General features: G+C 65.6%; 26 protein-coding genes and 1 pseudogene. 14 read left to right on the top strand and 13 right to left on the bottom strand.

The annotated features are described in order from the left end of the window. On the top strand, positions 1 to 825 hold an 825-nt coding region (locus J4D52_RS19150), incomplete at its 5' end, for an MFS transporter (protein ID WP_207272147.1). A 6-nt stretch (positions 826 to 831) separates the two neighbouring features. Here J4D52_RS19150 and J4D52_RS19145 read toward each other — a convergent pair. The 3 genes from J4D52_RS19145 to J4D52_RS19135 form a co-directional block, all read right to left on the bottom strand. After that, positions 832 to 1326: a PaaI family thioesterase gene (locus J4D52_RS19145; RefSeq protein WP_025809708.1), complete on the bottom strand. Its 495-nt coding sequence runs from the start codon at positions 1324 to 1326 to the stop codon at positions 832 to 834. Between the two features lie 35 nt (positions 1327 to 1361). Beyond that, complete coding sequence (locus J4D52_RS19140) at positions 1362 to 1790, bottom strand: hypothetical protein (protein WP_102677494.1); 429 nt, start codon at positions 1788 to 1790, stop codon at positions 1362 to 1364. Positions 1791 to 1938: 148 nt separating this feature from the next. Further along, positions 1939 to 2892, bottom strand: coding sequence for a DMT family transporter (locus J4D52_RS19135; RefSeq protein WP_102677495.1), 954 nt, complete (start codon positions 2890 to 2892; stop codon positions 1939 to 1941). A gap of 153 nt (positions 2893 to 3045) precedes the next feature. On the opposite strand from J4D52_RS19135, the gene gcvA reads away from it, so the two are divergent. Together gcvA and J4D52_RS19125 are read left to right on the top strand one after the other, a co-directional pair. Continuing rightward, positions 3046 to 3948 (top strand): transcriptional regulator GcvA, encoded by a 903-nt coding sequence (gcvA, locus tag J4D52_RS19130; protein WP_102677496.1) that lies wholly within the window; start codon positions 3046 to 3048, stop codon positions 3946 to 3948. Positions 3949 to 4052: 104 nt separating this feature from the next. Continuing rightward, positions 4053 to 4382: a hypothetical protein gene (locus tag J4D52_RS19125; RefSeq protein WP_102677497.1), complete on the top strand. Its 330-nt coding sequence runs from the start codon at positions 4053 to 4055 to the stop codon at positions 4380 to 4382. 409 nt (positions 4383 to 4791) lie between these two features. Here the strand turns inward: J4D52_RS19125 and J4D52_RS19120 are convergent, their stop codons facing one another. Next, the gene (locus J4D52_RS19120) at positions 4792 to 5688 is read right to left on the bottom strand and encodes a DMT family transporter (protein ID WP_102677498.1); all 897 of its coding nucleotides are present in this window, start codon (positions 5686 to 5688) and stop codon (positions 4792 to 4794) included. Between the two features lie 127 nt (positions 5689 to 5815). Between J4D52_RS19120 and J4D52_RS19115 the strand changes: the two genes are divergently transcribed. Then, positions 5816 to 7150, top strand: coding sequence for a PLP-dependent aminotransferase family protein (locus J4D52_RS19115; protein ID WP_102677499.1), 1335 nt, complete (start codon positions 5816 to 5818; stop codon positions 7148 to 7150). Positions 7151 to 7187: 37 nt separating this feature from the next. Here J4D52_RS19115 and J4D52_RS30780 read toward each other — a convergent pair whose 3' ends face one another. The 3 genes and pseudogenes from J4D52_RS30780 to J4D52_RS19105 form a co-directional block, all read right to left on the bottom strand. After that, on the bottom strand, positions 7188 to 8051 hold the full coding sequence (locus tag J4D52_RS30780; protein ID WP_370686802.1) for a methyl-accepting chemotaxis protein: 864 nt from the start codon (positions 8049 to 8051) through the stop codon (positions 7188 to 7190). Beyond that, positions 8046 to 8801: pseudogene (locus J4D52_RS30775) on the bottom strand (MCP four helix bundle domain-containing protein); the annotation flags it as partial. The gene J4D52_RS30780 and the pseudogene J4D52_RS30775, both read right to left, overlap by 6 nt. A gap of 279 nt (positions 8802 to 9080) precedes the next feature. Further along, entirely contained in the window at positions 9081 to 10526 is a 1446-nt protein-coding gene (locus J4D52_RS19105) for a SulP family inorganic anion transporter (protein ID WP_102677501.1), read from the bottom strand. A 182-nt stretch (positions 10527 to 10708) separates the two neighbouring features. Here J4D52_RS19105 and J4D52_RS19100 point away from each other — a divergent pair, with 182 nt between their 5' ends. From J4D52_RS19100 to J4D52_RS19085, 4 genes are all read left to right on the top strand, one after another. Continuing rightward, a complete protein-coding gene (locus tag J4D52_RS19100) occupies positions 10709 to 11068 on the top strand; it encodes a hypothetical protein (protein WP_102677502.1) in 360 nt (119 codons plus the stop codon). 168 nt (positions 11069 to 11236) lie between these two features. Next, positions 11237 to 11842, top strand: coding sequence for an SCO family protein (locus J4D52_RS19095; RefSeq protein WP_009048320.1), 606 nt, complete (start codon positions 11237 to 11239; stop codon positions 11840 to 11842). Beyond that, positions 11842 to 12333 (top strand): copper chaperone PCu(A)C, encoded by a 492-nt coding sequence (locus tag J4D52_RS19090; protein WP_102677503.1) that lies wholly within the window; start codon positions 11842 to 11844, stop codon positions 12331 to 12333. The genes J4D52_RS19095 and J4D52_RS19090 overlap by 1 nt, the downstream gene beginning before the upstream one ends. A 41-nt stretch (positions 12334 to 12374) precedes the next feature. Beyond that, positions 12375 to 12569 (top strand): DUF1289 domain-containing protein, encoded by a 195-nt coding sequence (locus J4D52_RS19085; RefSeq protein WP_007924891.1) that lies wholly within the window; start codon positions 12375 to 12377, stop codon positions 12567 to 12569. 31 nt (positions 12570 to 12600) lie between these two features. Here the strand turns inward: J4D52_RS19085 and dsdC are convergent, their stop codons facing one another. The 4 genes from dsdC to J4D52_RS19065 all read right to left on the bottom strand — a co-directional run bounded on the left by dsdC (position 12601) and on the right by J4D52_RS19065 (position 16915). Further along, on the bottom strand, positions 12601 to 13548 hold the full coding sequence (gene dsdC, locus J4D52_RS19080) for a DNA-binding transcriptional regulator DsdC (RefSeq protein ID WP_025809686.1): 948 nt from the start codon (positions 13546 to 13548) through the stop codon (positions 12601 to 12603). A gap of 24 nt (positions 13549 to 13572) precedes the next feature. Continuing rightward, a complete protein-coding gene (locus J4D52_RS19075; protein ID WP_102677504.1) occupies positions 13573 to 14925 on the bottom strand; it encodes a D-serine ammonia-lyase in 1353 nt (450 codons plus the stop codon). Between the two features lie 25 nt (positions 14926 to 14950). Beyond that, positions 14951 to 16291 carry a gluconate:H+ symporter gene (locus tag J4D52_RS19070; protein ID WP_102677505.1) on the bottom strand — a complete coding sequence of 447 codons (1341 nt, stop codon included), beginning with the start codon at positions 16289 to 16291 and terminating at the stop codon, positions 14951 to 14953. Positions 16292 to 16510: 219 nt separating this feature from the next. Next, positions 16511 to 16915 (bottom strand): RidA family protein, encoded by a 405-nt coding sequence (locus tag J4D52_RS19065; protein WP_063429695.1) that lies wholly within the window; start codon positions 16913 to 16915, stop codon positions 16511 to 16513. 146 nt (positions 16916 to 17061) lie between these two features. Here J4D52_RS19065 and J4D52_RS19060 point away from each other — a divergent pair, with 146 nt between their 5' ends. Further along, positions 17062 to 17988 (top strand): LysR family transcriptional regulator, encoded by a 927-nt coding sequence (locus tag J4D52_RS19060; RefSeq protein WP_102677506.1) that lies wholly within the window; start codon positions 17062 to 17064, stop codon positions 17986 to 17988. Positions 17989 to 18275: 287 nt separating this feature from the next. Continuing rightward, positions 18276 to 19694: a phosphatidylserine decarboxylase family protein gene (locus tag J4D52_RS19055; RefSeq protein WP_102677507.1), complete on the top strand. Its 1419-nt coding sequence runs from the start codon at positions 18276 to 18278 to the stop codon at positions 19692 to 19694. 51 nt (positions 19695 to 19745) lie between these two features. On the opposite strand, the gene yghX is transcribed toward J4D52_RS19055, so the two are convergent. Next, a complete protein-coding gene (gene yghX, locus J4D52_RS19050; protein ID WP_102677508.1) occupies positions 19746 to 20645 on the bottom strand; it encodes a YghX family hydrolase in 900 nt (299 codons plus the stop codon). A gap of 185 nt (positions 20646 to 20830) precedes the next feature. On the opposite strand from yghX, the gene J4D52_RS19045 reads away from it, so the two are divergent. The 3 genes from J4D52_RS19045 to J4D52_RS19035 all read left to right on the top strand — a co-directional run bounded on the left by J4D52_RS19045 (position 20831) and on the right by J4D52_RS19035 (position 23968). Beyond that, the gene (locus J4D52_RS19045) at positions 20831 to 21619 is read left to right on the top strand and encodes a DeoR/GlpR family DNA-binding transcription regulator (RefSeq protein WP_097302905.1); all 789 of its coding nucleotides are present in this window, start codon (positions 20831 to 20833) and stop codon (positions 21617 to 21619) included. 64 nt (positions 21620 to 21683) lie between these two features. Beyond that, positions 21684 to 22550, top strand: a complete 867-nt coding sequence (locus J4D52_RS19040) for an AraC family transcriptional regulator (protein WP_025809674.1) — start codon at positions 21684 to 21686, stop codon at positions 22548 to 22550. 158 nt (positions 22551 to 22708) lie between these two features. Continuing rightward, positions 22709 to 23968 (top strand): DUF1479 domain-containing protein, encoded by a 1260-nt coding sequence (locus J4D52_RS19035; protein WP_102677530.1) that lies wholly within the window; start codon positions 22709 to 22711, stop codon positions 23966 to 23968. Positions 23969 to 23986: 18 nt separating this feature from the next. On the opposite strand, the gene J4D52_RS19030 is transcribed toward J4D52_RS19035, so the two are convergent. Continuing rightward, the gene (locus tag J4D52_RS19030; RefSeq protein WP_063429709.1) at positions 23987 to 24442 is read right to left on the bottom strand and encodes an Rrf2 family transcriptional regulator; all 456 of its coding nucleotides are present in this window, start codon (positions 24440 to 24442) and stop codon (positions 23987 to 23989) included. Between the two features lie 148 nt (positions 24443 to 24590). Here J4D52_RS19030 and J4D52_RS19025 point away from each other — a divergent pair, with 148 nt between their 5' ends. Then, positions 24591 to 25490, top strand: coding sequence for an NAD(P)/FAD-dependent oxidoreductase (locus J4D52_RS19025; protein ID WP_102677509.1), 900 nt, complete (start codon positions 24591 to 24593; stop codon positions 25488 to 25490). Positions 25491 to 25513 lie beyond the last annotated feature (23 nt).

The raw sequence follows: 25513 nt of genomic DNA, 5'->3' as shown, positions 1-25513 counted from the left end.
TCGATGATCACCGATACCCATGAGGCTGGTGGCGGCGTCAAGCAGGCGTTGGCGCAGTACAACTTTTCCGGCGATATCGGCAAGACCCTGATTCCGGGGCTGGTGGGCCTGTTGCTGACGCTGCTCAGCTGGCGTGCCAGTGTCACCCTGATGGGGCTGCTCGGGCTGGCGGCCGCCGGGTTGCTGTGGTGGTTGATTCCGGCGCAGGCGGCGGAGTCGTCCAAGCCTGCAAAGACCGTCAAGGCGGTCAGCGGAAAAGGCTCGGCCAGCGGGCTACGGGCACTGATTGTCACCGGCACCCTGGACAGTGCGGTACGTATGGGTTTCCTGACCTTCCTGCCGTTTCTGCTGAAGGCCAAGGGCGCTGGCACGGCGGGTATCGGCCTGGCCTTGACCCTGCTGTTTGTCGGCGGGGCCTTCGGCAAGTTGCTGTGCGGCTACCTGGGCGCGCGCATTGGCATGATGAAAACCGTGTGGCTCACGGAGTTCACCACGGCGCTGCTGATCGTACTGGCGGTGTACTTGCCCTATCTGGGCCTGATGGCGGTCTTGCCGCTGCTGGGGCTGGCGTTGAACGGCACCTCGTCGGTGCTCTATGGCGCGGTGCCGGACCTGGCGGGGGCGGGCAAGCGCGAGCAGGCGTTTGCGATCTTCTATACCGGCACCATCGGCGGCGGGGCGCTGGCGCCGGTGCTGTTCGGCAGCCTGGGGGACGTCACCGGCGTGCCCGTCGCGGTGATGCTGCTGGCGGCTACCTTGCTGCTGACGTTGCCCCTGTCCTGGTTTGTGCAGCGTGGCCTGGACGCGGATGCCCGGCTGGCCTGAGCCGGCTCAGGCTTCCCGCCCATGGGCCGTCGCGGCCAACTGCTCGGTATCGACCCGGACAAAAGTCGAGTCGCCAATCGCCGTCAGCACATTGCCAGCGTAGACCTCACAGATCACCCGGCTCTTGCGGCCGAGTTCGCCTTCGACCTTGGCGCGCAAGGTCAGGGGCACGCCCATCGGCGTCGGCTTGATGAATTTGATGCCGAGGTTGCCGGTCACGCAGTTGATCCGCGGCTGGCTGTCCAGGGCGCGATTTTCGGCGCGGTAGTGGTAGGCCATGGCGGTCCAGTTCGAGTGGCAGTCCACCAGCATGGCGATCAGACCGCCGTACACCAGCTCGGGCCAGCCGCAGTATTGGCTGTCCGGCAGGTGCTCGGCCATCACATGCACCCCATCCTCATGCCAGTGGCTCTTGATGTGCAGGCCATGGGGGTTGCTGCTGCCGCAGCCAAAACAAACGCCGTCCGGCGCGGTGCTGTCTTGCAGGGAGAGTGGGTGCATGTGCCTTACCTTTTTATTGTTGGAGAAGGAAAGCCTCAGGCCGCCTGTGCCTGTATCTGCAGCTCGCCGTCGACGTCCTTGACCAGCCCGCTGGCCAGCAGCAGCGGCAGCAGGCGCTTGTGCAACTGCGGTTCGACGAACTCCTTGACGGTGTTCAGCGCCAGGTTGCCGCTGGTTTCCAGCTCGGCCTTGGTGTAGGACAGCCAGGCCTTTTTCAGCACCAGCAGGACGTCGCTGCCCGCGGTGGTGGCGAAGCGGCGGTGGGTCGCCCGGCCGTCGAAGTCGAAGCTGTGCTGGTAGGCATAACCGCTCTCGTCGCCCGCGCTGGCGACACAACGACCGCAGGTGCATTTGCCGTCGCCGAAGGCTGTGCGCAGATAGCTGTTGAAGTCCACCACGGGCTTGAGACTCAGGCGCTTGTCGACTTCGAACAGGTCCCCGGTCAGTTTTTCTTCAGTGCTCAACGTCCATTTCCTCAAATCATGCGGCGTGTTTTTACAGGGCCGCACGATACCAGCCGGACGCTTGCAGGGGGTACTTTTCTGCCCGGAGGGAGAGCGAGAGTGCATGCACCAGGAGCTTTAGGACAGGGCTCCTGGCGGGTCGAGGGGGCTAGATATCCTTGCCGAGAAAGCTGTCCGCATCTTCGGGGCGTGGCTTGAGCAGCCTGTTCAGCAGGCGGCCGTCGATGGCCGCCAGGCCCAGGGTGATCAGGGTCATGCCCAGGAAATGCTTGGCCTGCAGGTGCTCGTCCAGTAGCAGGCCGCTGAGGACGATGGCGCTGATGGGGATCAGGAAGGTCACCAGCATCAGGTTGGTGGCGCCGGCGCTGGAGAGAATCCGGAAGAACAACACATAAGCCAGGGCCGTGGACAGCAGGGCGATGCCCAGCAGCGCGCCCCAGGTGGCCAGGCTCGGCACCGCCAGGGTCCAGGGGCGGTCCACCAGCAGCGCCAGGGGCATCAACAGCAGGCTGGAGGCGCTGATCTGGCCGGTGGCGCTGATCAGCGGGGCCACGCCCATGGCCTTGAAGCGCCGGCCGAACACGCCGGCAAAGGCGTAGGACAGCGCCGCCCCCAGTACCGCCAGCTGCGCGCCGAGGTTGTCGCCCAGGCCGGCCAGGGCGTCCATGCCGATCATCAGCGCCACGCCGATAAAACCGACAATGACCCCGGCCAGCTTGTTGCCGGTGAGCTTTTCATCGGCGGTCAGCAGGTGCGCCACCAGCACCGCGAACAGAGGAGTGGTGGCATTGAGGATGGCGGCCAGGCTACTGGCGATGTGGGTCTGGCCCCAGACGATCAAGCAGAAGGGGATCAGGTTGTTCAGCAGGCCCATGGCGAAAAAGGCCAGCCAGATGCGCCTGTCCCCGGGCAGCGACAGGCCCAGGATGCGAATCAGCGCCAACAGGGCGAGGGCGGCCAGGCATACCCGGCACATGACGATGGTCAAGGGTGGCAGCTCCTTCACCGCGATACCGACGAAAAAGAACGACCCGCCCCAGAGGATGGACAGCGCGATCAACTGGCCCCATTCCACTACTCCCATGACTTTTTGCGTGGCCATGTCCGTCTCTCCTGCGTGACTGTCGATGATTGAGTTGTGCTCGTTGGCTTGCGTCAGCTTGAAACCTGGTTATGGCGAATTATTCTGAGAGTCGGAGGGCTCTGACAAACGAGCATTTTTCGCTGGATGGTTGAGGAGGGCTAAACCTTGAATATGAACTTGCCGTCGCTGGGGGCGTTACGGGCGTTCGAAGCCACGGCGCGTCATCTGAGCGTGACCCTGGCCGCCGGGGAACTGAACGTCACTCCCGGCGCGGTCAGCCTGCAGATCAAGGAGCTGGAGGCGGCCCTGGGCATTCAGCTGTTTGTGCGCCGGCCGCGGCAGCTGATCCTGACCGCGCCCGGCGAGCAGTACTTCGCCACCTTGCGCACGGCCTTTCGCCTGATGCGCGAGGCCACGATGGAGCTGCTGGGGCGGGCGCGCCTGGATGTGCTGGTGCTCAGTTGCACGCCGAGTTTCGCCATGCAGTGGCTGGTGCCGCGCCTGGGCGGGCTGGAGGCGCGGTTGCCCGGGGTGGACGTGCGCATCAGCGCCTCGAACCGCAAGGTCGACCTGGCCCGAGATGGCGTGGACCTAGCGGTGCGCCATGGCTTCGGACGCTACGACGGGCTGGTCAGCGAGCGTTTGCTGGATGATGAACTGATCCCGGTGTGCAGCCCGCAACTGCTGGGCGAACGCATTCGTCTCAGCGTCGATGATCTGGCGGACTTGCGCCTGCTGCACGATGAACATCGGCATGACTGGCAGCTTTGGCTGGAGGCCGCCGGGGCCTCCCGGGTCGATGGCCGGCAGGGCACGGTGTTCGTCGACAGCAACGGCGCCATAGAGGCCGCCAAGGCCGGTCTGGGGGTGGCTCTGGTGCGCCTGTCGCTGGTCCAGCGTGAGCTGGCCGAGGGCCTGTTGCTGGCCCCAATTGCCCGGAGCGTGGCCAGTGACCTGGCCTATTACCTGGTGTATCCGGCCACGACCCTGGAGCGACCGAATGTCGCGGTGCTGCGGCAGTGGTTGCTGTCCGAGGCCGGCCGCGGCGCGAGCAGTGAAGTAAGTGGCCATTAAAAGAGCGGCATATTGCCTTCTCCAACAAGGCATCGTGCTGGCCCCGCAAGCGCTAAATCACCGCCAAAATCACTTTAATTTCAGTTGGTTAGGTAGATCGGAAAATGCGCAATGTGTGGATGACGCTGACCTCGTTCGCCTTGGTCAGCGTGGCTGTCGCGGCCGAGGGCAAAGAGTTGCCGGCCAATGACCGGTATGTGTGCAGTTGGGGCGCGGGGACGGCGGCGCGGGCGCAGGAGCTGAAACTGTCGGGCGTTTCGCTGTATGCCGCGCGGCAGAAGTTGCAGACCTACAAGTTCACCAAGGGCTGGATGCGCATGATGGCCCTGGGCATTACCGAGCAGACCTACGACAGCCCCTCGCGGGCCAAGCCGGCCACGGTCCGGCAGAGCTTTTACGACGATTGCGTGCGCTACAAGCTGGCGCGCAAGTAACCCAGTTGCCGCTTGCCCGCGCTGCCATGCAGGCGTGGGCGTTGGCAATCCTGGGGCGGGGTATCTCGGCTTTGCCTCCTGTCCCCGGACCTTTGGCCCATGAGCCGGCAGAACCCATCGTCATCTGATCCGTATTTTTCTTCGTCACCTGCATCTGTATCGGGATCAGATCCGGCCTGACAATGACGCACCCCTCAGGCGCACCGGCCTGCCGGCTGGAGCCTGAGGCGGCGTTCTGCTTTTCGCGTTGGCGAAAACCTATTGTTCAGGAGGCCTTTATGGCGAAGATGGCGATTTTCTTGTTTGGATTCTTGGCGCTGACCATTGCGATTGGTCTGCTGGCGACCATCTCCCCGGTCTGAGGGGATACCTCAGGCCCACCCAATCTTTTTAAGGGCAGGCCGAACCGCTATTTCGAAAACTTCCTCGCCCCGGCCACGCACAAAATCACTGCCAGGGTCACGCCCAGCATGCCCAGGCTGACCTGTTCATGCAGCAGGGTGGCGGCCAGGGCCAGGCCAAAGAAGGGTTGCAGCAATTGCAACTGGCCGACGGCGGCGATCCCTCCCTGGGCCAGCCCGCGATACCAGAAGACAAAGCCGATCAGCATGCTGAACAGCGCGACGTACGCCAGGCTCAGCCAGGCGGGCAGGGTGATTCCGCTAAACGAAGGCGGGGCGCGGAACAGGGTCAGCACCATCATCACCGGCAGCGCCAATACCAAAGCCCAGGAGATCACCTGCCAGCCGCCCAGGGTGCGGGAGAGCTTGGCGCCTTCGGCGTAGCCCAAGCCGCAGACCAGAATCGCTAGCAGCATCAGGATGTCTCCGGCCGGCGCGGCGCTCAGCCCCTGGGACAGGGCAAATCCCACCACCAGCAGGCTGCCCAGCACCGAGAACAGCCAGAACACCGGCCGCGGCCGCTCGCCGCCGCGCAGCACGCCGAACACTGCGGTGGCCAGGGGCAGCAGGCCGAGGAAGACGATGGAGTGGGCCGAGGTCACATACTGCAAGGCCAGCGCGGTCAGCAGCGGAAAGCCCACCACCACGCCCAGGGCGACTATCGCCAGGGGCCATAGCTGGCTTCTGCTTGGGCGCTTTTCCTGGAACAGCAGCAACAGGCACAAGGCCAGGATGCCGGCGATGCTGGCGCGGGCCACGGTCAGGAACAGCGGGTCGAACTCCAGCACGGCCACCCGGGTGGCCGGCAGCGAGCCGCTGAAAATCAGCACGCCGATAAAGCCGTTGAGCCAGCCGCTCGCGGCTTTTTGTGTGCTGGGGTGTGGCAGGGGCGATGTCCGTTCCATTCAGGGGCTCAGCTCTGTTCAAGGGTAAGCGCCGCGCTTCAGGGCGAGATTGCGCCTGGGCTGCTCAGGCCCCATCCTAGGAGTGCTAAGCAATACAATCAAAATATTGTCATGGATACATCCCGCTATGGCCCGTGCCCGCTACAAACAACTGGTCGATGCTTTTGCCGCCGATATCCGTGGCGGTGCATTGCCGCCCGGCACTCGCCTGCCGACCCACCGTGAGTTGGCCGCCAGGGAGGGTCTGGCCCTGGTAACGGCATCGCGGGTCTATACCGAGCTGGAGGCCATGGGCCTGATCAGCGGCGAGACCGGGCGCGGCACCTTTGTCCGCGAGACCGCGCTGCCACCGGGGCAGGGCATCGACCAGCAGGCGACCGCGGCGGGCACCCTGGATCTCAATTTCAACTATCCAGCGTTGCCCGGGCAGGCCGAAGTGCTGCGCGGCGGCCTGCGGCAGCTGGCGGCTGCCGGTGACCTGGAGGCGCTGCTGCGCTACCAGCCCCACAGTGGCCGCAGCCATGAGCGGGCCACCGTGGCCCGGCACCTGGCGTGTCGCGGATTGCAGGTGGAAGCGGAGCAGGTGTCGATCGTCAGTGGCGCCCAGCACGGCCTGGCGACCACGGTGATGGCGCTGCTCAAGCCCGGCGATGTGGTGGCCACCGATGCCCTGACCTACCCGGGATTCAAGGTGGTGGCCGACGCCCATGGGGTGGAGCTGGTGTCGATTGCCCTGACCGAGCACGGCCCCGACCTGCAGGCGTTCGAGCAGCTATGCCGCAGTCGGCGGGTGCGGGCGGTGTATGCCATGCCGACCCTCCACAACCCCATGGGCTGGGTGCTGGACCTGGCCTGGCGCGAACATTTGGTACGGATCGCCCGGCAGCACCGGTTGCTGATTATCGAGGACGCCGCTTATGCCTTCCTCGCCGAGAATCCTCCCGCGCCCCTGGCGGCCCTGGCGCCGGAGCTGACGGTGTACGTGTCGGGGTTTTCCAAGAATGTCGCCACCGGGCTGCGGGTCGGTTTTGTCGTCGCGCCGCCGGCCTGGGTGCCGCCGATCGAACGGGTGATCCGCGCGACCACCTGGAACACCCCCGGGGTGATGACGGCGCTGGTCTGCAACTGGATCGACGATGGCACGGTGCAGCGCCTGGAAACCGAGAAACGCCAGGACGCGACAGCCCGCCAGGCCTTGGCCAGGGAAGTACTGGCCGGCCTGGCGTACATCGGGCATCCGGCGTCCTATTTCCTCTGGTTGCCGCTGCCCGAGGAAGTGCGCGCCGATCAGGTGGCGATGGCCCTGCTGCGGGAGAAGGTCTCGGTGTCCACCGCCGAGCCCTTTGTCAGCGCCGCGCCGGTGCCCCACGCCATCCGCTTGGCCCTGGGTTCGGTCGAGCTGGATCAACTGCGGGTGGCGCTGGAAAGGGTGCGCCAGGTGATTGGCCAATACGCCTATTGAAGGCTCCCGCGCGGCAGGGCGCGGGAGCCTTCGGCCGTCAGACCTTGAACTGAGTCACCAGGCCGTTGAGTTCCACCGCCAGGCGTGACAGGTCCTGGCTGGCGGCGTTGCTCTGGTTGGCCCCGGCCGAGGTCTGGGTCGCCAGGTCGCGGATGTTCACCAGGTTGCGGTCGACCTCGCGGGCGACCTGGGCCTGCTCTTCGCTGGCGCTGGCGATCACCATGTTGCGTTCGTTGATCGAGGTGATGGCCTGGGTGATCTGGTCCAGGGCCAGGCCCGAAGCGCGGGCGGCTTCCAGGGTCAGGTGGGCGCGCTCGTTGCTGTGGCGCATGGCGCTGACCGCGCCTTCGGTGCCTTCTTCGATGGTGTTGATCATGCTTTCGATTTCCTGGGTCGACTGCTGGGTGCGATGGGCCAGGGCCCGCACCTCATCGGCGACCACGGCGAAACCGCGTCCGGCATCGCCGGCCCGGGCGGCCTCGATGGCCGCGTTGAGGGCCAGCAGGTTGGTCTGCTCGGCGATCGAGCGGATCACCTCCAGGACCTGACCGATATTGCGCACATCCACCGCCAGGTGTTCGACCTGCTCGCAGGTGCGGGTCACCTCGTCGGCCAGGTCGCCGATGGAGTCGACGGTGTGTTGCACCTGCTGCCGGCCGTGGTGGGCGGTGGCGTCGGTTTCCCGGGACGCTTCGGAGGTGCTGACGGCGTTGCGCGCCACTTCTTCCACAGCCGCGGTCATTTCGTTGACTGCGGTGGCGGCCTGTTCCAGTTCGTTGCTCTGCTGGTGCAGGGTCTTGCTGGAGTCCTCGGTCACCGCATGCAGTTCCTCGGCGGCCGAAGCCAGCTGGCTGGAGGAATCGGCGATCTTCTGCAGGGTGCTGCGCAGGCTGTTCTGCATGCGTTGCAGGGCGTGCAGCAGGCGCGCCGGTTCGTCGTTGCCGGTCACGCTGATGGCATGGCACAGGTCGCCGCTGGCGATGGTCTCGGCGACTTCCACGGCCTGGTTCAGCGGCCGCACGATGCTGCGGGTCAGTACGATGGCCAGGCCGACGGTCAGCACCAGCACGATGACCAGGATCGTCAGCACCAACCCGACGGCGCTCTGGAACACATCATTGCTCCGTGCGGCAGCCGCTTCGCCACCGTGGGTATTCACCTCGACCACGGTCAGCAACTCCTTGAGCATGGCGTCGGCATTGGCCAGGAACGGGCCGCCGTCGACGATCGCGATCGCCTCGTCCTTGCGCCCCTGGCGTGCCAGGTCGAGGACGCGCTGCTGGTCCTTGAGGTACAGCGCCTTGACGCCAAGGAAGCGCGCGTACGCGGCCTTTTCCTCGGGGGCGATACTGAGTTTTTCGTAGACCAGTTGTTGGGCCGACAATTGCTCTTCGAGCTGATTGATCCGGTCCAGCAGGGCCTCGACGTCGCTTCTGTCGCGTACCACCAGCTGGCGCAGGGTCAGGGTGCGGATCTGGGTGCTGGTCAGGGCCATGGCGTTGGCCGCGACGATCGAGGGCAGCCAGTTCCTGTCGACCTCGAGCGACTGCTCGTTCATGCGCCGCATTTCCAGCAGGGAGAAGGTGCCGAGCGCAACCGCCAGCAGCGCGATCAGGGCAAAACTGAGGCCTGCACGGCGGGAAATGTTCATCGATCGTAAAAGCATGACTGTGTTCCTTGTGGCGGCAAAAGGCACAACCTGCGCGGCATCCGGCAGGTTCGCAGCAGAGCGGGGCGCGCTCGGAAAGGCTCCGGGGCGTCGTCGGTTCTTGCAGGCAAGGCAGGCGGGAGGCGCATCGTGGCGCCTTCTTTTATGGGGTCTTCCGGTGTGGGCGGGGTTGCCCGGGCCGCGGCCGGAGAGGCGGCGATGATATCACAGTGATATCGATGGCGTCGGCGAGGTGGAGCGCGCGGCTCCACCTCGAGGGGCTTAACCGTGCTGGATGCCCGCGCGTTTCAGCAACTGCTTGCAGCGTTCGGACAGGTGGGTCACCCGCAGGTGTTTGCCAGCCTTGCTGTAGCGTTCGCGCAAGGTTTTCAGGGCGGCGATGGCCGAGTAGTCGACGAAGCTCAGGTGGCGGCAGTCGAGGGTCACCTGGGCCGGGTCGCCGGCCGGGTCGAAGTGGTTGAGGAAGGGCGTGGTCGAGGCGAAGAACAGGGTGCCGTGGACCCGGTACAGCTTGCTGCCGTCGGCTTCCTCGTGGCTGTCGGCGTAGAGTTCGCGCGAATGCTGCCAGGCGAAGTTGAGGGCGGCGATGACGATGCCGCACAGCACCGCGATAGCGAGGTCGGTGAACACGGTGATGATGGTCACCGCGACTATCACCAGCATGTCGTTCAGCGGCACTTTGTGCAGCACCCGCAGCGAGCCCCAGGCGAAGGTCTGCTGGGCCACCACGAACATCACCCCGACCAGCGCAGCCAGCGGAATGCGCTCGATCAGGGGCGAGAGGAACAGCACGAACAGCAGGATCATCGTCCCGGCGACCACCCCGGACAGCCGGCCACGGCCGCCGGAACTGAGGTTGATCACGGTCTGGCCGATCATCGCGCAACCGCCCATGCCGCCGAACAGGCCGGAGGCGATATTGGCCGCGCCCAGGGCCACGCATTCGCGGTCCGGGAAGCTGCGGCTCTCGGTGATTTCGTCGGTGAGGTTGAGGGTCAGCAGGGTTTCCAGCAAACCGACCATGGCCATCAGGAAGGCGTAGGGGGCGATGATGCCCAGGGTTTCCAGGTTCCATGGAATATCCGGCAGCACCAGGCTTGGCAGGCCGCCGGCGATATGGGCCATGTCGCCCAGGGTGCGGGTCGGCAGGCCCAGCAGGTGGACCAGCAGGCCGACCCCGAGGATCGCCACCAGCGCCGGCGGCACCGCGCGGCTCAGGCGCGGCAGCCAGTGGACGATGGCCATGGTCAGCGCCACCAGCCCGAGCATCAGCCACAGGGGCGTGCCGCTGAGCCAGTGTTCATCGGCCTTGAAGTGCTCCAGCTGGGCCAGGGCAATGATGATCGCCAGGCCGTTGACGAAGCCGAGCATCACCGGATACGGCACGATCCGCACCAGCTTGCCCAGGCGCAGCAGGCCGAAGGCGATCATGACCAGCCCGCCCAGCAGCACCGTGGCCAGCAGGTACTGCACGCCGTGTTGCACCACCAGCGCGACGATCACCACCGCCATCGACCCGGCGGCGCCGGAAATCATCCCCGGGCGGCCGCCGAACAGCGCGGTCAGGGTGCAGATGATAAAGGCGCCGTACAGGCCCATCAGCGGGTTGAGGTGGGCGACCAGGGCGAAGGCGATGCACTCGGGCACCAGGGCGAAAGAGGTGGTGAGTCCGGCCAGGACGTCGGCGCGAAGGCGAGCGGGTTTCATGGTTTACCTGAGAGGGCGGCCAGGAGCGGCCGGGGTTGCAGGGGGATTGCCGAAAAAGCGGCGAATGTTACGGAATAACAGGCGCGCCAGCCACCCATGGGGCTTGTATTGACGGGCCCTGGCGGCAAGACTGCGCAGCCGCACAACCCCGGCGATCGATGCCGGGCCGCCAAGGAGCCTCCATGCCATCAAGCAAACGCGAGCAGGCGCGTCTCGAACGCCGCCTGGTCGCCAGCCTCACCGACGCCTGCGAAACCGCCAAGGCGGAAATCGTCGGCTTCTCCTGGCTGACCCATGTGCTCGATTACGCGGCGTTTCCCGCCAGCCTGAGGGTGGTGTGGGTCTTCGACACCCAGGCCAGCAAGGCCCAGGCCCTGGCCAGCGGGCAGGGCGAACGCATGCTCGAGCTGACGGCCATGGCCCTGCATGAAGCCGGCGTGGAGTTGCAGGCGCTGGCGGCCCATGTGCGCTACGACAGCGAAGAGCAATGCCAGCGCATCAATGGCGGCAACTGGCAAAAACGCCTGGCGCGGCTGGGCTGAGAGCCACTGGAAAGCGCGGCTAAACGCCGCACCCGACCATGGTCGCACACAACCTGTCATCCATTTGGCAGGAAGGGAGTTGCCGCGTTTTGCTACCATGCGTGGCTTTTACGGATGAGCCGCCCGGCGGGTCATCTGGATTTTCGGCTCCTCAAAGGGCGGTAACGAATGAGTGTTTTGTTGAGTCGCCGCGAGGTGATTGCAGGTATGGGGCTGCTCGGCCTCGGTATGCTGGCCGGCTGCGATACCCGGGGCCAGCTGTCGTACAAATATGGCAAGGATCTGAGCGACAAGATCATGGGCCGTACCTTCAAGCTGAAGGACACCGAGGGCAACGTCAGGACGCTCTCAAGCTATAGCGGCCTGATGCCGATGGTGTTCTTCGGTTTCACCCAGTGCCCGGCCATCTGCCCCACGACGCTGGCGCGCGCGGCCCAGGCCAAGAAACTGATGGGCCGGGACGGCGACCGCCTGCAGGTGATCTTCATCACCCTGGACCCCGAGCGGGATACCCCGGAGGTCCTCGACGCCTACGTCAAGGCCTTCGACCCGTCGTTCGTCGCGCTGTACGGCACGCTGGAGCAGACCGCGGCCACGGCCAAGGAATTCGACGTGTTCTACGAGAAGATCCCCAGCGGTTCGACCTACACCCTGTCCCACACCGCCACCAGTTTTGTCTACGACTCCCGGGGCACGTTGCGCCTTGGCTTGTCCCAATCGCTTACCGCGCAAGAGTGCGCGGAAGATCTACTGACCGTCATGGAGGTCTGCTGATGTACCCGGCCCTGAATAAAACCGCTATCGCCCAACGCGCCAAACGCATCCTGATCGGCCTGTCCCTGCTGGGCCTGGCTGGCCAGGCCGCGGCCCAGACCCAGGTCGACGACGCCTGGGTACGCGCCACCGTCGCCGGGCAACAGGCGACCGGGGCCTTCATGACCCTGACCGCCAGCGAGGACAGCAAGCTGCTCAGCGTCGAGTCGCCGGTGGCCAAGATCGTGCAGATTCACCAGTCGAGCATGCACAACGATGTGATGAGCATGCGCCCGGCGGACTTCGTCGCCTTGCCGGCCGGCAAGGCCGTGGCCCTGGATCCCCATGGTTATCACGTGATGCTGATCGACCTGGTGGCCCAGGTGAAGGAAGGCGACAAGGTGCCGCTGACCCTGGTGGTGGAAAATGCCAAGGGCGAGAAACAGTCGATCAAGGTCGAGGCCCAGGCCCGCGCGCTGAACATGCCCGACCACAGCAAGATGCAGCATTGATGGTCAGCGGCACCTGCGACGACCGACGGCCAGGCTGAAGCATGGCCAAGGAAATCGACAACCCCTGCATCGCCGTTTGCCAGTTGAGCGGCGACCTGTGCCTGAGTTGCGGGCGCAGCAAGGACGACATCCGCCAATGGAAGCGCATGAAGCGCCCGGAAAAGATGGCGGCGGTGCAGCGGGCTAGCCAGCGCTTGAAAGCGTTGCGCAAGAAAGGCGGCGGCGCCAGCCGCTGATTTTCCCCAGCCGGCCATTGCGTGCCGGCGTTCAGACTCCCGGCGTTTGCGCCGCACACTCCTGCAACCAGGCGATACAGGCCGAGACCCGTCGCGGCATGGCTTCCAGTGTCGGGTGGACGATGTAGTAGTCGTATTCGCCGCTGCGGGTAAACCCGGTGAACGGCAGCACCAGCCTGCCTTGCCCGATGGCCTCGCTGACCAGATGCTCGCGCCCGATCGCCACGCCGGCATGGTGGATGGCGGCGGTGACGCACAGGTCCGAGCGATCGAAAGTCACCCCGCGTTTCGGCATGGGCACACCGTTGCCATGCTGGCGAATCCACAGCGCCCATTCGGAGTCGAAGGTGGCATGGTCCCAGGCCAGCGAGTCATGCAGCAGGGTGCACTGCTGCAGTTGCTCGACCGCCCCGGTCAATCCATGGCGCTCGGCGTATTGCGGGCTGCATACCGGCGCGACCCGCTCCTGCATCAGCTTGTGCGCCACCAGCCCATGGAACTCGCCATTGCCGTAGTACAGCGCCAGGTCGATCTGCCGGGTACGGAAGTCGATGCGGTCGTTGCCCACTCGCAGGTCCAGCCTGACCCCGGGAAAGCGCAGGCCGAACTCGGCCAGGCGCGGCACCAGCCAGGAATGGGCGATGGACGGGTGGGCGTACAGGGTCAGCGGCCCGGCCAGGTCGGCGTCGACCGGCTGGGCCAGGACTTCGGACAGGTCGCCCAGGGTCTGCTGGAGAATCTCGAAAATACGCTCGCCAGCCTCGGTCAGTTCAACCCGCCGGGTCAGCCGGCGGAACAACTGGATCGACAGCTCCGCCTCCAGCCGGGCGATGCGATGGCTGACCGCGCTGGCGGTCAGGCACAACTCATCGGCGGCCTTGCTGAAGCTCAGGTGGCGGGCCGCGACCTGGAAGGTGAACAGGTTCGAGAACTGGCTGCTGTTGAGCTTGGCATCCAGTCGGGGCGGTAGGTTGTACAAGCCGGCGCTTCTCCTGTCGGTCTGTTATGAGCCTTGCAACACCCGGGCGCCTTGCGCCAGATAAGCCTGCATCTCGGTGTCCGGAACCATGCTGCCACCCGTGGCCCAGACCAGGTGGGTGGCCCGGGCGTAAGCCTCGGCGCTCATGCCGCTGCGCCGCAGGTACTGGTCACGCTGTGCCTGCACGCGGGCGATACCCGGGACGCCGGCCACCGCCGAGGGCTCCAGGTGCAGCTGTTGGTGCTTGGCCATCAGCCAGACCAGGGCATGCAGTTCGTCATCGCTGACCGTGTAGTAACCCTCGATCAGCCGCTGCATGGCGCGGCCGACAAAACCCGAGGCGCGCCCGACGGCCAGGCCGTCGGCAGCGGTGAGGTTATCGATGCCGAAGTCCTGCACCGACACCTCGTCATGCAGCCCGGTGTGCACCCCGAGCAGCATGCACGGCGAATGGGTGGGCTCGGCAAATATACAGTGAACGGCGTCGCCGAACGCCAGCTTCAAGCCGAACGCCACGCCGCCAGGGCCGCCGCCGACGCCGCAGGGCAGGTAGACGAACAGCGGGTGCTGGGCATCGACCCGGACCCCGGCCTGTTGCAGTTGCCGGCTCAGGCGCTCGGCGGCCACGGCGTAGCCGAGGAACAGGTCGGTGGAGTTCTCGTCATCGACGAAATGACAGGCCGGATCGGCGCTGGCCTGCCGCCGCCCCTGAGCCACGGCGATGCTGTAGTCGCTCTGGTATTCCATGACATTCACCCCATGGGCGCGCAGCTTGTCCTTCTTCCATTGGCGGGCGTCGGCGGACATGTGCACCGTGACCTGGAACCCTAGCCGGGCGCCCATCAGGCCGATGGACAGGCCCAGGTTGCCGGTGGAGCCCACAGCGATCCGGTAGCGGCTGAAGAGCGCCCGGGCCTCGGGCGAGTCGAGCACGCTGTAGTCCTGGTCCAGGCGCAGCAGGCCGGCCTCCAGGGCCAGGCGTTCGGCGTGCTTGAGCACCTCGTAGATACCGCCGCGAGCCTTGATCGAGCCGGAGATCGGCAGGTGGCTGTCCTGCTTGATCCACAGCGCGCCGGGCAGGGCTTGACCGTAACGACTGGCCAGCACCGCCTGCAAGGCCGGCAGCGGCTGGATCGGCGATTCGAGAATGCCGTTATTGGCCAGGGTCTCGGGAAAGGCCACGCGAAAATACGCGGCGAAACGCTCGAGACGCGCGCTGGCGTCGGCCACGTCGGCGGCTGTCAGCGCAAGATCGCTCAGACCATCGGCCAGGGGCGCGCGGGTGGGGGTGAACCAAGTGGTTTCGCGCAATGCCATCAGCTCTTCGAGCAGCGGGTAGCGGCGGGTCCAGGTAGCGAGTGGCTGGCCTGCGATCATGGGGATGACTCCTGTGGCAAAGGGTTTAAATGAAATGAGCGAGGCCCAGGGTCAGCAGTAGGGCCACCACGGAAGCCAGGACCGTGGCGCTGGTGAAGGTCTTGAGCGCGTCGGCCAGCGACACCCCGAGGTATTCCTTGACCACCCAGAAGGCCGAGTCGGTGACGTGGGTCCAGCCGATGGCCCCGGCGCCGATGGCGACCACGATGATCTCCCTGCTGTAGCCGGAGTCGACGCCCAGGGTCGGCAGCACAATGGCGGCGGCGCTCATCATGGCCACGGTGGCCGAGCCCACCGCGAAGTGCATCAGGCCCGCCACCAGCCAGGCCAGCAGCACCGGGTTGATGTCCAGCCGGGTCAGGGAGTCGGCCAGCACCTTGCCCACGCCGCTGTCGATCAGGATGCCGTTGAAGGCGCCGCCGGCACCGATGATCAGCAGGATGCTGGCCAGCGGTGGCAGGCTTTTCTGGGTGTGCCCCAGCAGGTCCAACATCGACAAACCACGGCGCAGGCCCAGGGACCAGTAGGCGAAGACCACGGCGATCACCAGCGCCACCAGCGGGTTGCCGAAGAACGACAGCAGCACGGACAGGGTCGAGCCGGCGGGCAGGGCGCTGGCGAAGGTCTTGCCGATCATCAACAGCAACGGCAGCAGGATGGTCAGCAGGGTCAGCCAGAAGTCCGGCAACACTCGCGCGCCACGGGCCTCGCAGCGTTCTTCGAGGAAGGCCGCCTGCCAGGGTTCGGCCCGGCTGCGCGCTACCAGGCGGATCCACAGCGGCCCGGCGACTATGGCGGTGGGCAGCCCGACGATCAGGCCGTAGAGGATCACCTTGCCGACGTCGGCCCCCAGCAAGTGGGTAATGGCCATGGCCGCGGGGTGGGGTGGCAGCATGCAGTGCACGCACATCAGCGACACCGCCAGCGGCACGCCGAGGTACAGCAGGTTGAGCCGGGTTTCCTTGGCCACCACGTACACCAGGGGAATCAGCAGGATATAGCCGACCTCGAAGAACACCGGGATGCCGGCGATGAACCCCACCAGCATCATCACCCAGGACGCGCGCTGCTCGCCCAGGGTGTTGAGCAAGGTCTGGGCGATGCGTTCGGCGCCCCCCGATTCCTCGAGCATCTTGCCGAGGATGCTGCCCAGCCCGATGATCGCGGCGAGAAACCCCAGGGTATCGCCCAGGCCCTTCTGGAAGGATTCGAGCATGGCATTCAAGGGCATCCCCGAGCCCATCCCGACCAGGCCGCAGGCGGCGATCAGCGCCAGAAAGGCATGCACCCTGAACCTGACAATCAACACCACGATCATCACGATCGCGGCCAACAACACCCACAGCAACGCGCTACTGCTTTGCATCGGCCAACCCTCTTATTGATTTTGTGACGGGGTCCGTCAAAGGACTTCGCGGGGCGAGAGTTAACTATCGGGCGCGCGGGGCTGACAAAAGATCATTGGTCAGCAGATGGGTGATGCTGGGTCAGGCGTGAGCACGGGTGTGGGAATGGGAGGGGCATGGCCGGTCTGTCCGGCCGTGGAAGCCCGGGTCACGGACGTGACCCGGTCGAGGGTTGTGAATCAGCCGGCGGTGCTTTCCGGCAGCCTGGCGATGACCTTGATCTCGAAGTCGAAGCCATACAGCCAGGTCACGCCCACGGCGGTCAGTGTCGGGTGCGGTGCTTTCCCCCAGAACTCCGGCACCACCTTCCAGATGGTTTCGAAGCGGGTTTCGGGATCGACGATAAACACGGTGACGTCGATCACCTCGTCGAAGGAGCTGCCGGCGGCCGCCAGGATCGCGTTGAGGTTGGTGAACGCGAGGCGCACCTGGGCCTCCAGGTCCGGCTCGGGCGCGCCATCGGCGTTGCTGCCGACCTGTCCCGAAACGAACAGGAAACCATTGGCGCGGATCGCCGGCGAGTAGCGGTTGCGCTGGTAAAGCGCCTGGCGTCCGGGCGGAAAAACCACGTCGCGCTGAGTCATGTGTTGCCTCCATCGATAAGGGTCGAAGCCGACCTGGAATGAACGATGAAGCCGACTCTAGGCACTTGCGCCTGGCCGATAAACGAGCAACCGTAGCCATCACTGTTTGTGAAATCCAAACAATCCAATGGTTAGCCGGGGTGGAAATGGACCGTTTTGATGCGATGCAGGCCTTTGCCCGGGTGGTGGAAGCGGGCAGCTTCACCAAGGCCGCCGACACGCTGCACATGAGCAAGACCAGCGTGACGCAACTGGTGCAGCAACTGGAGGCACGCTTGCGAGTCAAGTTGCTCAACCGCACCACGCGCCGGGTCCACCTGACAGCCGACGGCGCGGTGTATTACGAACGCGTGGTGCGCCTGCTGGCCGACCTCGACGATGCCGAGACCAGCCTGTCCAGCGCCTCGACACTACCCAGGGGACGCTTGCGGGTGGATGTGCCCAGCCCGCTGGCCAGCATGATCCTGGTGCCGGCGCTGCCCGGGTTTCACGCCCGCTACCCGGACATCCAGATCGACCTGGGTGTCAGCGACCGTATCGTCGATGTGCTCGGCGAGAATGTGGATTGTGTGGTGCGCGGCGGCGAGCTGACGGACCAGTCGCTGATGGCGCGACGGATCGGCGATCTCCAGCTGGGCGTGTATGCGGCGCCCAGCTACCTGGAGCGCCTCGGCACCCCCGCGCATCCGCGCGAGCTGGAAGACTCCTTGCATCGTATCGTCGGCTTTCTCTGGGCGCGCACCGGCAAGGCCTTGCCTTATGCCATGCGCGGCCACGGCGAGAGCCTGCAGATCAAGGGCCGCTACGTGCTGGCGGTCGACGATGGCAATGCCTACCTCGCCGCCGGCCTGGCGGGCCTGGGCGTGCTCTGGCTGCCGGACTACATGGCCAGGGGGCACCAGGAACGGGGCGAACTGGTGCGTCTGTTCGAGGACTGGCAGCTCGATCCGATGCCGATCTACGTGGCGTTCCCACCCAACCGGCATATCAGCATCAAGCTGCGGGTGTTCATCGACTGGGTCGCGGAACTGATGGCCCGGCATGCGCCGGTCGCCAGCCGAGCGGGGGCGTGAGGCGGTCGGCTGGATGAATTTTTTAGCCGGCCCCCCGAAACCCGCCGGAGCAGCTTTACTTGTGCAGGCAAGTCGCGCCTGTAGATGGCCGTTCGGCCGCCGCATTCTGCCCGGGACCGGCATTGCGAGAAGGACAGGGAATGTCGTTCACCCCCCTATACAACCCTTGTCGCCCCCCTGACATGAGCGCCTGCTGGAGCAGTCGTTTGCTGGCCAGTACCTCACCGCAGTCTGGTCGCGCCCGCGCCATCGCAGCCCGGGCGCCGCCTCTTTAAAGGAGTAAAGAAATGACTCAGTACGACAAGCAACTCAACAACCCCAAACAGCGTTCGCGGCAGGCACGCCTGGAAAGCACCGGCGCCGAGCGCCTCACGCTGGCCAACGCCGGGCCGATCCAGATGGGCTTCTGGGTGCCCAACCGGGTATGGGCCACGGCCAAGTTCCTGGTACCGCTGCGCGACCTGATCGCCGAGAAGAAAAAGGCCGGCACCCTGACGCCGATGCGCAAGGAAATCATCGAGTTCAAGACCTGGGTCACCCACAACAGCGTGTACCGCATGTGGATCAATTCGATGATCGAACAGTCGAACGCCTATGTGGCGACCCTGGACGAGGCGACCCAGGAGCAGATCAAGGACTCGGACGGCGATGTGCTGTGGATCGCCGGTTATGACAGCTTTTTCGAGATCCTCAACGAGATCATCAGCACCTCCCCGTCGTTCAACGCCACGGCCCAGGTCGGCACGCCGATGAACGCCTTCCTGGCGGTGTCGATGGGCACCGAGGCGGGTGTGGCAGTGTTCCATGACACGACCTTCAACCAGCAGTTCAAGAAGGTGCTCAACGCCTGGAATACCTTCCTCAAGAGCAGCGCTTCCCTCGACAAGCTGGATATCAACGACCCGGAAAAAGAGGGCTCGTGGATCTCCAAGGCGGCCTACGAGGCCGGGGTCTGGACGCAGATGGAGCATGACCCGAACCTGCCCGGCTACGGCTTCGATTCCTGGAACGCGTTTTTTATCCGCCAGTTCGTGCCGGGGGCGCGGCCGTTCAAGGGCCTCCCGGCCACCCAGGTCGATATCGGCTGCGAGACCACGCCCTGGCAGTACGAAAACGACCTGGCGTTCGAGACCGAGTTCTGGATCAAGGACGTCAATTACTCGCTGCTCGACCTGTTTGCCGGCCAGGATAAGTGGGCCAGCCTGTTCCAGGGCGGGCAGGCCTACCAGGGCTTTTTGTCGGCGACCCACTACCACCGCTGGAACGCTCCGCTCGATGGCAAACTGGTGCGTTCCTGGGTGCAGCCGGGCACCTATTTCGCCCAGCGTCCGGGGCAGGGCGAAGGCGAGGGCACCTGGGAGGGCACCGAGTCGCAGCCGTACCTGGGGCATGTCGCCGCCCGGGCGATCTTTGTCTTCGAGCACCCGGCCTGCGGTTATGTCGCGCTGATCTGCATCGGCATGGTCGAGGTCTCGACCTGTGTGATCGAGCCGCAGTTCATCGTCGACGAAGGCGCTGCGCCGGTGAACATCACCCGTGGCACCGAGATCGGGCATTTCGAGTTCGGCGGTTCGACCCACATGATGATCTTCCAGAAGGACCGGGTGCAGCTGGAGGACTGGGCGGTGAATGCGGTGGCGCATCAGAACGACCCGATACCGACGCCCTTGGGTAGCATTATCGCCACGGCGTTGCCGAAGGAGTGAGCCGCTGAGTACAAGCGACGGCGCGCTCGCGCCGTCGCCTTCATCTTTGTGTCAGCCGCTGGCCAGGACCAGGTACTTGCGAAACCACGCCAGCGTCCGGTCCCAGGCCAGGTTGGCGGCCGCCTCGTCGTAGCGCGGGGTCGAGTCGTTGTGAAATCCGTGGTTCACCCCGGGGTAGATATAGGCCTCGTAGGTCTTGCCCGCGGCTTTCAGCGCCTGCTCGTAGGCTGGCCAGCCTTCGTTGATGCGCGTGTCCAGTTCGGCGTAGTGCAGCAGCAGCGGGGCCTGGATCCGTTCGACTTCCGCGCTGTCCGGCTGGCGCCCGTAGAAGGGCACGGCCGCCGCCAGTTCCGGGTAGGCCACGGCCGCGGCATTGGCCACCCCACCGCCATAACAGAAGCCGGTGATGCCGACCTTGCCGGTGCTGGCGTCGTGCTCGAGCAGCCATTGGATGGCGGCGAAAAAGTCGTTCATCAGCTTTTCCGGATTGACCTTCTGTTGCAGCTCGCGGCCCTTGTCGTCGTTGCCGGGGTAGCCGCCGACCGACGTCAGGCCGTCGGGGGCGAGGGCGATGAAACCGGCCTTGGCCAGGCGCCGCGCGACGTCCTCGATATAGGGGTTGAGCCCGCGGTTTTCGTGGGCCACCACCACCGCCGGCAGCTTGCCTTCGGCTTTCGCCGGGCGCACCAGGTAACCCCGAACCTGTTCGTGGCCCTTGGGCGAGGGGTAGGTGATGTATTCGGCGACGATCTCCGGATCGGTGAACGACACCTGTTCGGCCAGGGCGTAGTTCGGCGTCAGGGCGGCGAGGGTGGCGCTGGCGGTCAGCCCGACCAGGGTGAAGGCCGCCGCCCGGTCGAGAAACTCGCGGCGGCTGATCTTGCCGTGGGCGTAGTAGTCGTAGAGTTCGAGCAACTCGGGGGCGAAGTCTTTGGCACTGAGACGTTCCATCGCGCGCTACCTCTTCAATCATGGGGGGCGTCCTGGTGCCGCACGGCCTGTGGGCGGGACAGGTTCGACCTGGGATTGAATCAGTAAAGCAAGCCTGGGACCAGGCAGCCAATGCGCAGGGCAAGCGTTGTGTTTGGGCGGGGTCTTGGCTAATCTCGCATAAACACGCAAGAACAGGCATAACCATGCAAAACCAGCATTCAGTCGCCGAGCTGCCCCATGTGCGCCGGCAGAAGATCCTGTTGCTGCTCGAACGCGACGGCAAGGTCATGGCGTCCGAGCTTGGCCAGCATTTCGCAGTCTCGGAAGACACCATCCGCCGCGACCTGGCGGAGCTGGCCGATGCCGGGCTGCTGCAGCGGGTCCACGGCGGCGCGCTGCCACGGCCCAAGGACACCGGCAAGGATGTGTTCACCCGCCTGGGCGAAAGCAGCGAGGTCAAGCGCCACCTGGCCAGGCTCGGCGCGCAGCGGGTGCAGGAAGGGCAGATCGTGATGTTCGACTCGGGCTCGACCACGCTGCTGATCGCCCAGTCCCTACCTGCCGATATCGGCATCACCGCGGTCACCGCTTCGCCGCTGATCGCTATCGCCATGGCCGAATACCCGCGCAGCCAGGTGATTCTCGCCGGCGGCCGGCTCAACCCGGCTACCCTGTCTGCCGGCGGCCACGAGGCGGTACGCCTGATCCAGGGCATCCGCGCCGATCTGCTGTTCACCGGGGTGTGCGCGATTCACCCGGAAGTCGGCATCACCTCGCAGCACTTCGACGAGGTGCCGGTGAAGCAGGCCTTGCTCGACAGCGCTTCGCAGGTGGTCGCGGTGACCACCGCCGACAAGCTCGGCGCGGTGGAACCCTTTGCCGTGGCGCCGTGCAATCGCCTGCATACGCTGATCACCGAGCAGCACCTGGCCTCGGGCAGCATCGAGGACTATCGGCGCCTGGGCATCGAGGTGGTGCAGGCGCCGGTGTGACGGCGGCGCCACTTCAGGGTACTTTCCCTGGCCATGAGCCTCGCCAACAGGACAGCGTGTCGCCATGAAACCGAGCTTCGAGCAGATCCCCACCACGGCCACCGCTTCCTGGTCGATGCTCGATCGGCGTTTGCCTGAGGCAATTCCCTTCGAATGGCACCACCACCCGGAATACGAACTGACCCTGACCCTCAACAGTCGCGGGCAGCGTTATATCAGCGGCGATGTGCGTGCCTATGACGACTGCGACCTGGTTCTGCTGGGGCCGAACGTGCCCCACAGCTGGAGTTCGCAGCAGCGGATCGATCCGCGCCAGCCCCATGTCGCCCTGGTGATCTGGTTTTCCGAAGCCTGGGCAACGTCCCTGGTCGAGCTGTTTCCAGAAATGGCCGGCCTGCGCCCCATGCTGGCCGCGGCCCGGGGGGCCGTGCAGTTCAGCGGCGAGGCTGCGCGGGAGTCGCGCCCGCTGATCGAGGCCATGGTCGCCCAGGATGAACCGACGCGGCTGGTGTCGTTGCTGGCCTTGTTGACCCGCCTGAGTCGCGACCCTGGCGCGGAGAAGATCCTGCCGGCCGCCGCCGGGCCGGTGGTGATCGAGGACGGGCGCCTGCAGCGGGTGCTGGAGCATATTCACGCTCATTACTGCGAAGCGCTGACCATCGCCGAGCTGGCGGGGCTGGCCTGTGTCAGCGTCTCGGCGTTTCACCGGATGTTCCGCCGCCATGCCCGGGCCACGCCCCTGGAATACATCGCCCGCCTGCGTATCGGCCGCGCCTGCGAGTTGCTGGTGCAAGGGCCGCAGACCCCGGTGACTCAGGTCGCCGAGGCGGTGGGCTATGGCTCGCTGGCCTTGTTCAATCGCCAGTTCAAGGCCCGGCAGGGCATGACGCCTTCGGCCTTTCGCCAGCGTCACCGCGCGCATTTCCAGTGACAGGATCCTGCTGTTGGAGGCGATAGAAACGCCATAATCGTATCGGTCGACGCGCCAAACCCTACTGCCCGCGGCCAGGGCCCTGGGGTTTCATGGCGGCAGTGCGGCGCCATGCCCGCGCAGCGCTTCTCCCGACCAGAACGACACAGGCCATGACGATGAATCCTTCCGCTGCCTTCCACTGCAAAACCCTGCCCGATAATTACCCTGAGCACATAGTGCGGATGAAGCGCGCCTTGCGCGCGCGGATCGGCGACGTGCAGTCGCTGTTCGCCGAGGTCAGCGCTTTTATCGAGCAGGAGATCGCCTCGATCGATGCCCACGGCGGCCATGCCTGGCCGGAGCTGGACTATGAGCAGATCGCCGCCGGCCGGGTCAGCGCCGAACAGCGCGCGGCGATCCACCGGCGCGGTTGTGTGGTGGTGCGCGGGCACTTTGCCCGGGAGACGGTCAGCGCTTGGGACCAGGACCTGTTGGGCTATCTTGCGCAGAATGACTTCGAGCGGATCTACCGTGGCCCGGTCGACCGTTTTTTCGGCAACCTGGAAGTCTCGCGGCCGCAGATTTTCCCGATCTACTGGTCGCGGGCGCAGATGCAGTTGCGCCAGCACGAGCGCATGGCCCGGGTGCAGGGTTTTCTCAACCGGCTGTGGAAGAGCGAGTCCCAGGGCCGGCAATGGTTCGACCCTGAGGTGAATGCGCTGTACCCCGACCGGGTCCGGCGCCGGCCGCCGGGTACCCGTTCCTCGGGCCTGGGCCCGCACACCGATTCCGGCGCCCTGGAGCGCTGGCTGCACCCGGCCTACCTGAAGGTCTTCGACAGCCTTTACCGCAATGACTTCGCGGCGTACGACCCCTGGGACGCGGCGCATCGCACCGAGGTCGACGAGTACGCCTACCGCGACACGGTGACCTGCTCGGTGTTCAGGACCTTCCAGGGCTGGACCGCGCTGTCGGACATGCGCGCCGACCAGGGCGTGCTGCACTGCGTGCCGATTCCCAAGGCCATGGCTTATCTGCTGTTGCGCCCGTTGCTCGACGACGTGCCGGAAGATCAGCTGTGCGGCGTGGCGCCGGGCCAGGTGTTGCCGGTCTCGACGCAATGGCATCCGTTGTTGATGCGGGCCCTGAGGCCGATCCCCGAGGTTCGCGCCGGTGACTCGGTGTGGTGGCATTGCGACCTGATCCACAGCGTGGCCGGGGTGGAGAACCAGCAGGGCTGGGGCAATGTGATGTACGTGCCGGCGGCGCCCATGTGTGCGAAAAACCGGCGTTACGCCAAGGCGGTGTATGGCGCTTTCGAGCGGGGCCTGTCGCCGCCGGACTTTCCCCGGGAGGACTATGAAAGCACCTGGCGGGGCCGGTTCAGTCCGCAGGAGCTGAACGCCATCGGCCGGCGCGGATTGGGGCGGGAGTGAGCCGTGGGCTGGCGGTGCTCAGGCCGAGGGCGGCGGTGTCTGCTGCTGAACGGCCCGATAACGCTCTTCAAAATCCTCGGCCAACTGCGCCAGGGTGATCTTGCCCAGGCGCTCGACGAGCAAGGCCTGGGCGGCGTCGAAGACTTCGCTGAGGGCGGTATTGACGGCCTGTTCCACCAGGCATTGCGGATGGTCGGTGGACAGGCCGATGGCGAAGATCGAACTGCTTCCCAGGGCCTGGTGGATGTCCAGCAGGGTCATGTCCGACAACGCCCGGGCCAGGCTCCAGCCGCCGCGATGACCCTTTTCCGAACGCACGTAGCCCTGCTCCTTGAGCAGCGCCATGGTGCGTCGCACCACCACCGGGTTGGTGCCCAGCATCTGGGCGATGGTCTCCGAGGTGGCGGGGCTGTCATGCCGGTCCATATGGATCAGCACATGCAGCATGCGCGATAGCCGGGTGTCGTTTCTCATCGGGCGCTCAGGGTTCCTGGAGGGGAGGCGAAGGCGGAGTATCGCTTGTAATGATAAAAGTTACGAGATCATTGACCTTGCTCTTTCAAGCAACTTACGATGTGACGAGATATTTTTTCGTCCCCTACCTTGTCTGGGAATGCCCACCATGGACTATCACGTGATCATCGTCGGCGGCAGCTACGCCGGTCTTTCCGCAGGCCTGCAGCTGGCCCGGGCGCGCCGCCGGGTGCTGGTGATCGATGCAGCCGAACGGCGCAACCGCTTTGCCGAAACCTCCCACGGTTTTCTCGGGCAGGACGGTCGCTCTCCCGCGGATATTGCCGACGAGGCCCGGGAGCAGTTGCTGGCCTACCCGACAGTGGAGTGGCTGGCGGACACCGCGATCGACGCCGGCCAGGACGCCGAGGGTTTCTGGCTGAGCACCCGCGGTGGCCAGCGCCACAGGGCCCAGCGGCTGATCCTGGCCACCGGGGTGGTCGATGAGCTGCCGGAGGTCGAAGGCCTGGCCGCGCGCTGGGGCAAAAGCGTGTTCCATTGCCCGTACTGCCACGGCTATGAGTTGGCCGGTGGGCCCATCGGCGTGCTGGCGACTTCGGAACTCTCGATGCACCAGGCGCTGATGCTGCCGGACTGGGGCCCGACCACCTTGTTCATCAATGACGCCTTTGCGCCGGACGCCGAGCAGCTGGCCAGCCTTGAACGGCGTGGCGTGCGGGTGGAGCGCGAGTCTGTGCGGCGCATCGCCGGCGACAAGGCCGAGGTGATCCTGGCCGATGGCCGGGCGATCGCGGTCGAGGGTTTGTTTGTCGTGCCACGTACCCGCCTGGCCAGCCCGCTGGCCGGGTTGCTGGGCTGTGAGTTCGAGGAGGGGCCGCTTGGCGCCTTTATCAAGACCGACGCGACCCGCGAGACCAGCGTGCCCGGGGTATTCGCCTGTGGCGACGCCGCGGCGGCATTCAGCTCGGTGGCCATCGCCGTGGGCGACGGGGCCAAGACTGGTGCGGGCACGCATCGCTCGCTGATATTCGGCCTGGCTCCAGTGTAAAAGGGCCGGGCAAAGGGCGCCGG

Origin of the sequence: Pseudomonas sp. GW460-12-10-14-TSB1 (assembly GCF_017349775.1) — a bacterium.
Lineage (GTDB): Bacteria > Pseudomonadota > Gammaproteobacteria > Pseudomonadales > Pseudomonadaceae > Aquipseudomonas > Aquipseudomonas piscium.
The sequence above is the reverse complement of the archived record's forward strand: the minus strand, read 5'-3'. Positions and strand labels throughout refer to the sequence as shown.

What these genes read in the sequence shown, in the direction of transcription:
- J4D52_RS19145 (WP_025809708.1), bottom strand. Translation starts at nt 1,326, where the DNA reads ATGCACCCACTCTCCCTGCAAGACAGCACCGCGCCGGACGGCGTTTGT.
- J4D52_RS19135 (WP_102677495.1), bottom strand. Translation starts at nt 2,892, where the DNA reads ATGGCCACGCAAAAAGTCATGGGAGTAGTGGAATGGGGCCAGTTGATC.
- gcvA (WP_102677496.1), top strand. Translation starts at nt 3,046, where the DNA reads ATGAACTTGCCGTCGCTGGGGGCGTTACGGGCGTTCGAAGCCACGGCG.
- J4D52_RS19125 (WP_102677497.1), top strand. Translation starts at nt 4,053, where the DNA reads ATGCGCAATGTGTGGATGACGCTGACCTCGTTCGCCTTGGTCAGCGTG.
- J4D52_RS19120 (WP_102677498.1), bottom strand. Translation starts at nt 5,688, where the DNA reads ATGGAACGGACATCGCCCCTGCCACACCCCAGCACACAAAAAGCCGCG.
- J4D52_RS19115 (WP_102677499.1), top strand. Translation starts at nt 5,816, where the DNA reads ATGGCCCGTGCCCGCTACAAACAACTGGTCGATGCTTTTGCCGCCGAT.
- J4D52_RS30780 (WP_370686802.1), bottom strand. Translation starts at nt 8,051, where the DNA reads ATGCAGAACAGCCTGCGCAGCACCCTGCAGAAGATCGCCGATTCCTCC.
- J4D52_RS19105 (WP_102677501.1), bottom strand. Translation starts at nt 10,526, where the DNA reads ATGAAACCCGCTCGCCTTCGCGCCGACGTCCTGGCCGGACTCACCACC.
- J4D52_RS19100 (WP_102677502.1), top strand. Translation starts at nt 10,709, where the DNA reads ATGCCATCAAGCAAACGCGAGCAGGCGCGTCTCGAACGCCGCCTGGTC.
- J4D52_RS19095 (WP_009048320.1), top strand. Translation starts at nt 11,237, where the DNA reads ATGAGTGTTTTGTTGAGTCGCCGCGAGGTGATTGCAGGTATGGGGCTG.
- J4D52_RS19090 (WP_102677503.1), top strand. Translation starts at nt 11,842, where the DNA reads ATGTACCCGGCCCTGAATAAAACCGCTATCGCCCAACGCGCCAAACGC.
- J4D52_RS19085 (WP_007924891.1), top strand. Translation starts at nt 12,375, where the DNA reads ATGGCCAAGGAAATCGACAACCCCTGCATCGCCGTTTGCCAGTTGAGC.
- J4D52_RS19075 (WP_102677504.1), bottom strand. Translation starts at nt 14,925, where the DNA reads ATGATCGCAGGCCAGCCACTCGCTACCTGGACCCGCCGCTACCCGCTG.
- J4D52_RS19070 (WP_102677505.1), bottom strand. Translation starts at nt 16,291, where the DNA reads ATGCAAAGCAGTAGCGCGTTGCTGTGGGTGTTGTTGGCCGCGATCGTG.
- J4D52_RS19065 (WP_063429695.1), bottom strand. Translation starts at nt 16,915, where the DNA reads ATGACTCAGCGCGACGTGGTTTTTCCGCCCGGACGCCAGGCGCTTTAC.
- J4D52_RS19060 (WP_102677506.1), top strand. Translation starts at nt 17,062, where the DNA reads ATGGACCGTTTTGATGCGATGCAGGCCTTTGCCCGGGTGGTGGAAGCG.
- J4D52_RS19055 (WP_102677507.1), top strand. Translation starts at nt 18,276, where the DNA reads ATGACTCAGTACGACAAGCAACTCAACAACCCCAAACAGCGTTCGCGG.
- yghX (WP_102677508.1), bottom strand. Translation starts at nt 20,645, where the DNA reads ATGGAACGTCTCAGTGCCAAAGACTTCGCCCCCGAGTTGCTCGAACTC.
- J4D52_RS19045 (WP_097302905.1), top strand. Translation starts at nt 20,831, where the DNA reads ATGCAAAACCAGCATTCAGTCGCCGAGCTGCCCCATGTGCGCCGGCAG.
- J4D52_RS19040 (WP_025809674.1), top strand. Translation starts at nt 21,684, where the DNA reads ATGAAACCGAGCTTCGAGCAGATCCCCACCACGGCCACCGCTTCCTGG.
- J4D52_RS19035 (WP_102677530.1), top strand. Translation starts at nt 22,709, where the DNA reads ATGAATCCTTCCGCTGCCTTCCACTGCAAAACCCTGCCCGATAATTAC.
- J4D52_RS19030 (WP_063429709.1), bottom strand. Translation starts at nt 24,442, where the DNA reads ATGAGAAACGACACCCGGCTATCGCGCATGCTGCATGTGCTGATCCAT.
- J4D52_RS19025 (WP_102677509.1), top strand. Translation starts at nt 24,591, where the DNA reads ATGGACTATCACGTGATCATCGTCGGCGGCAGCTACGCCGGTCTTTCC.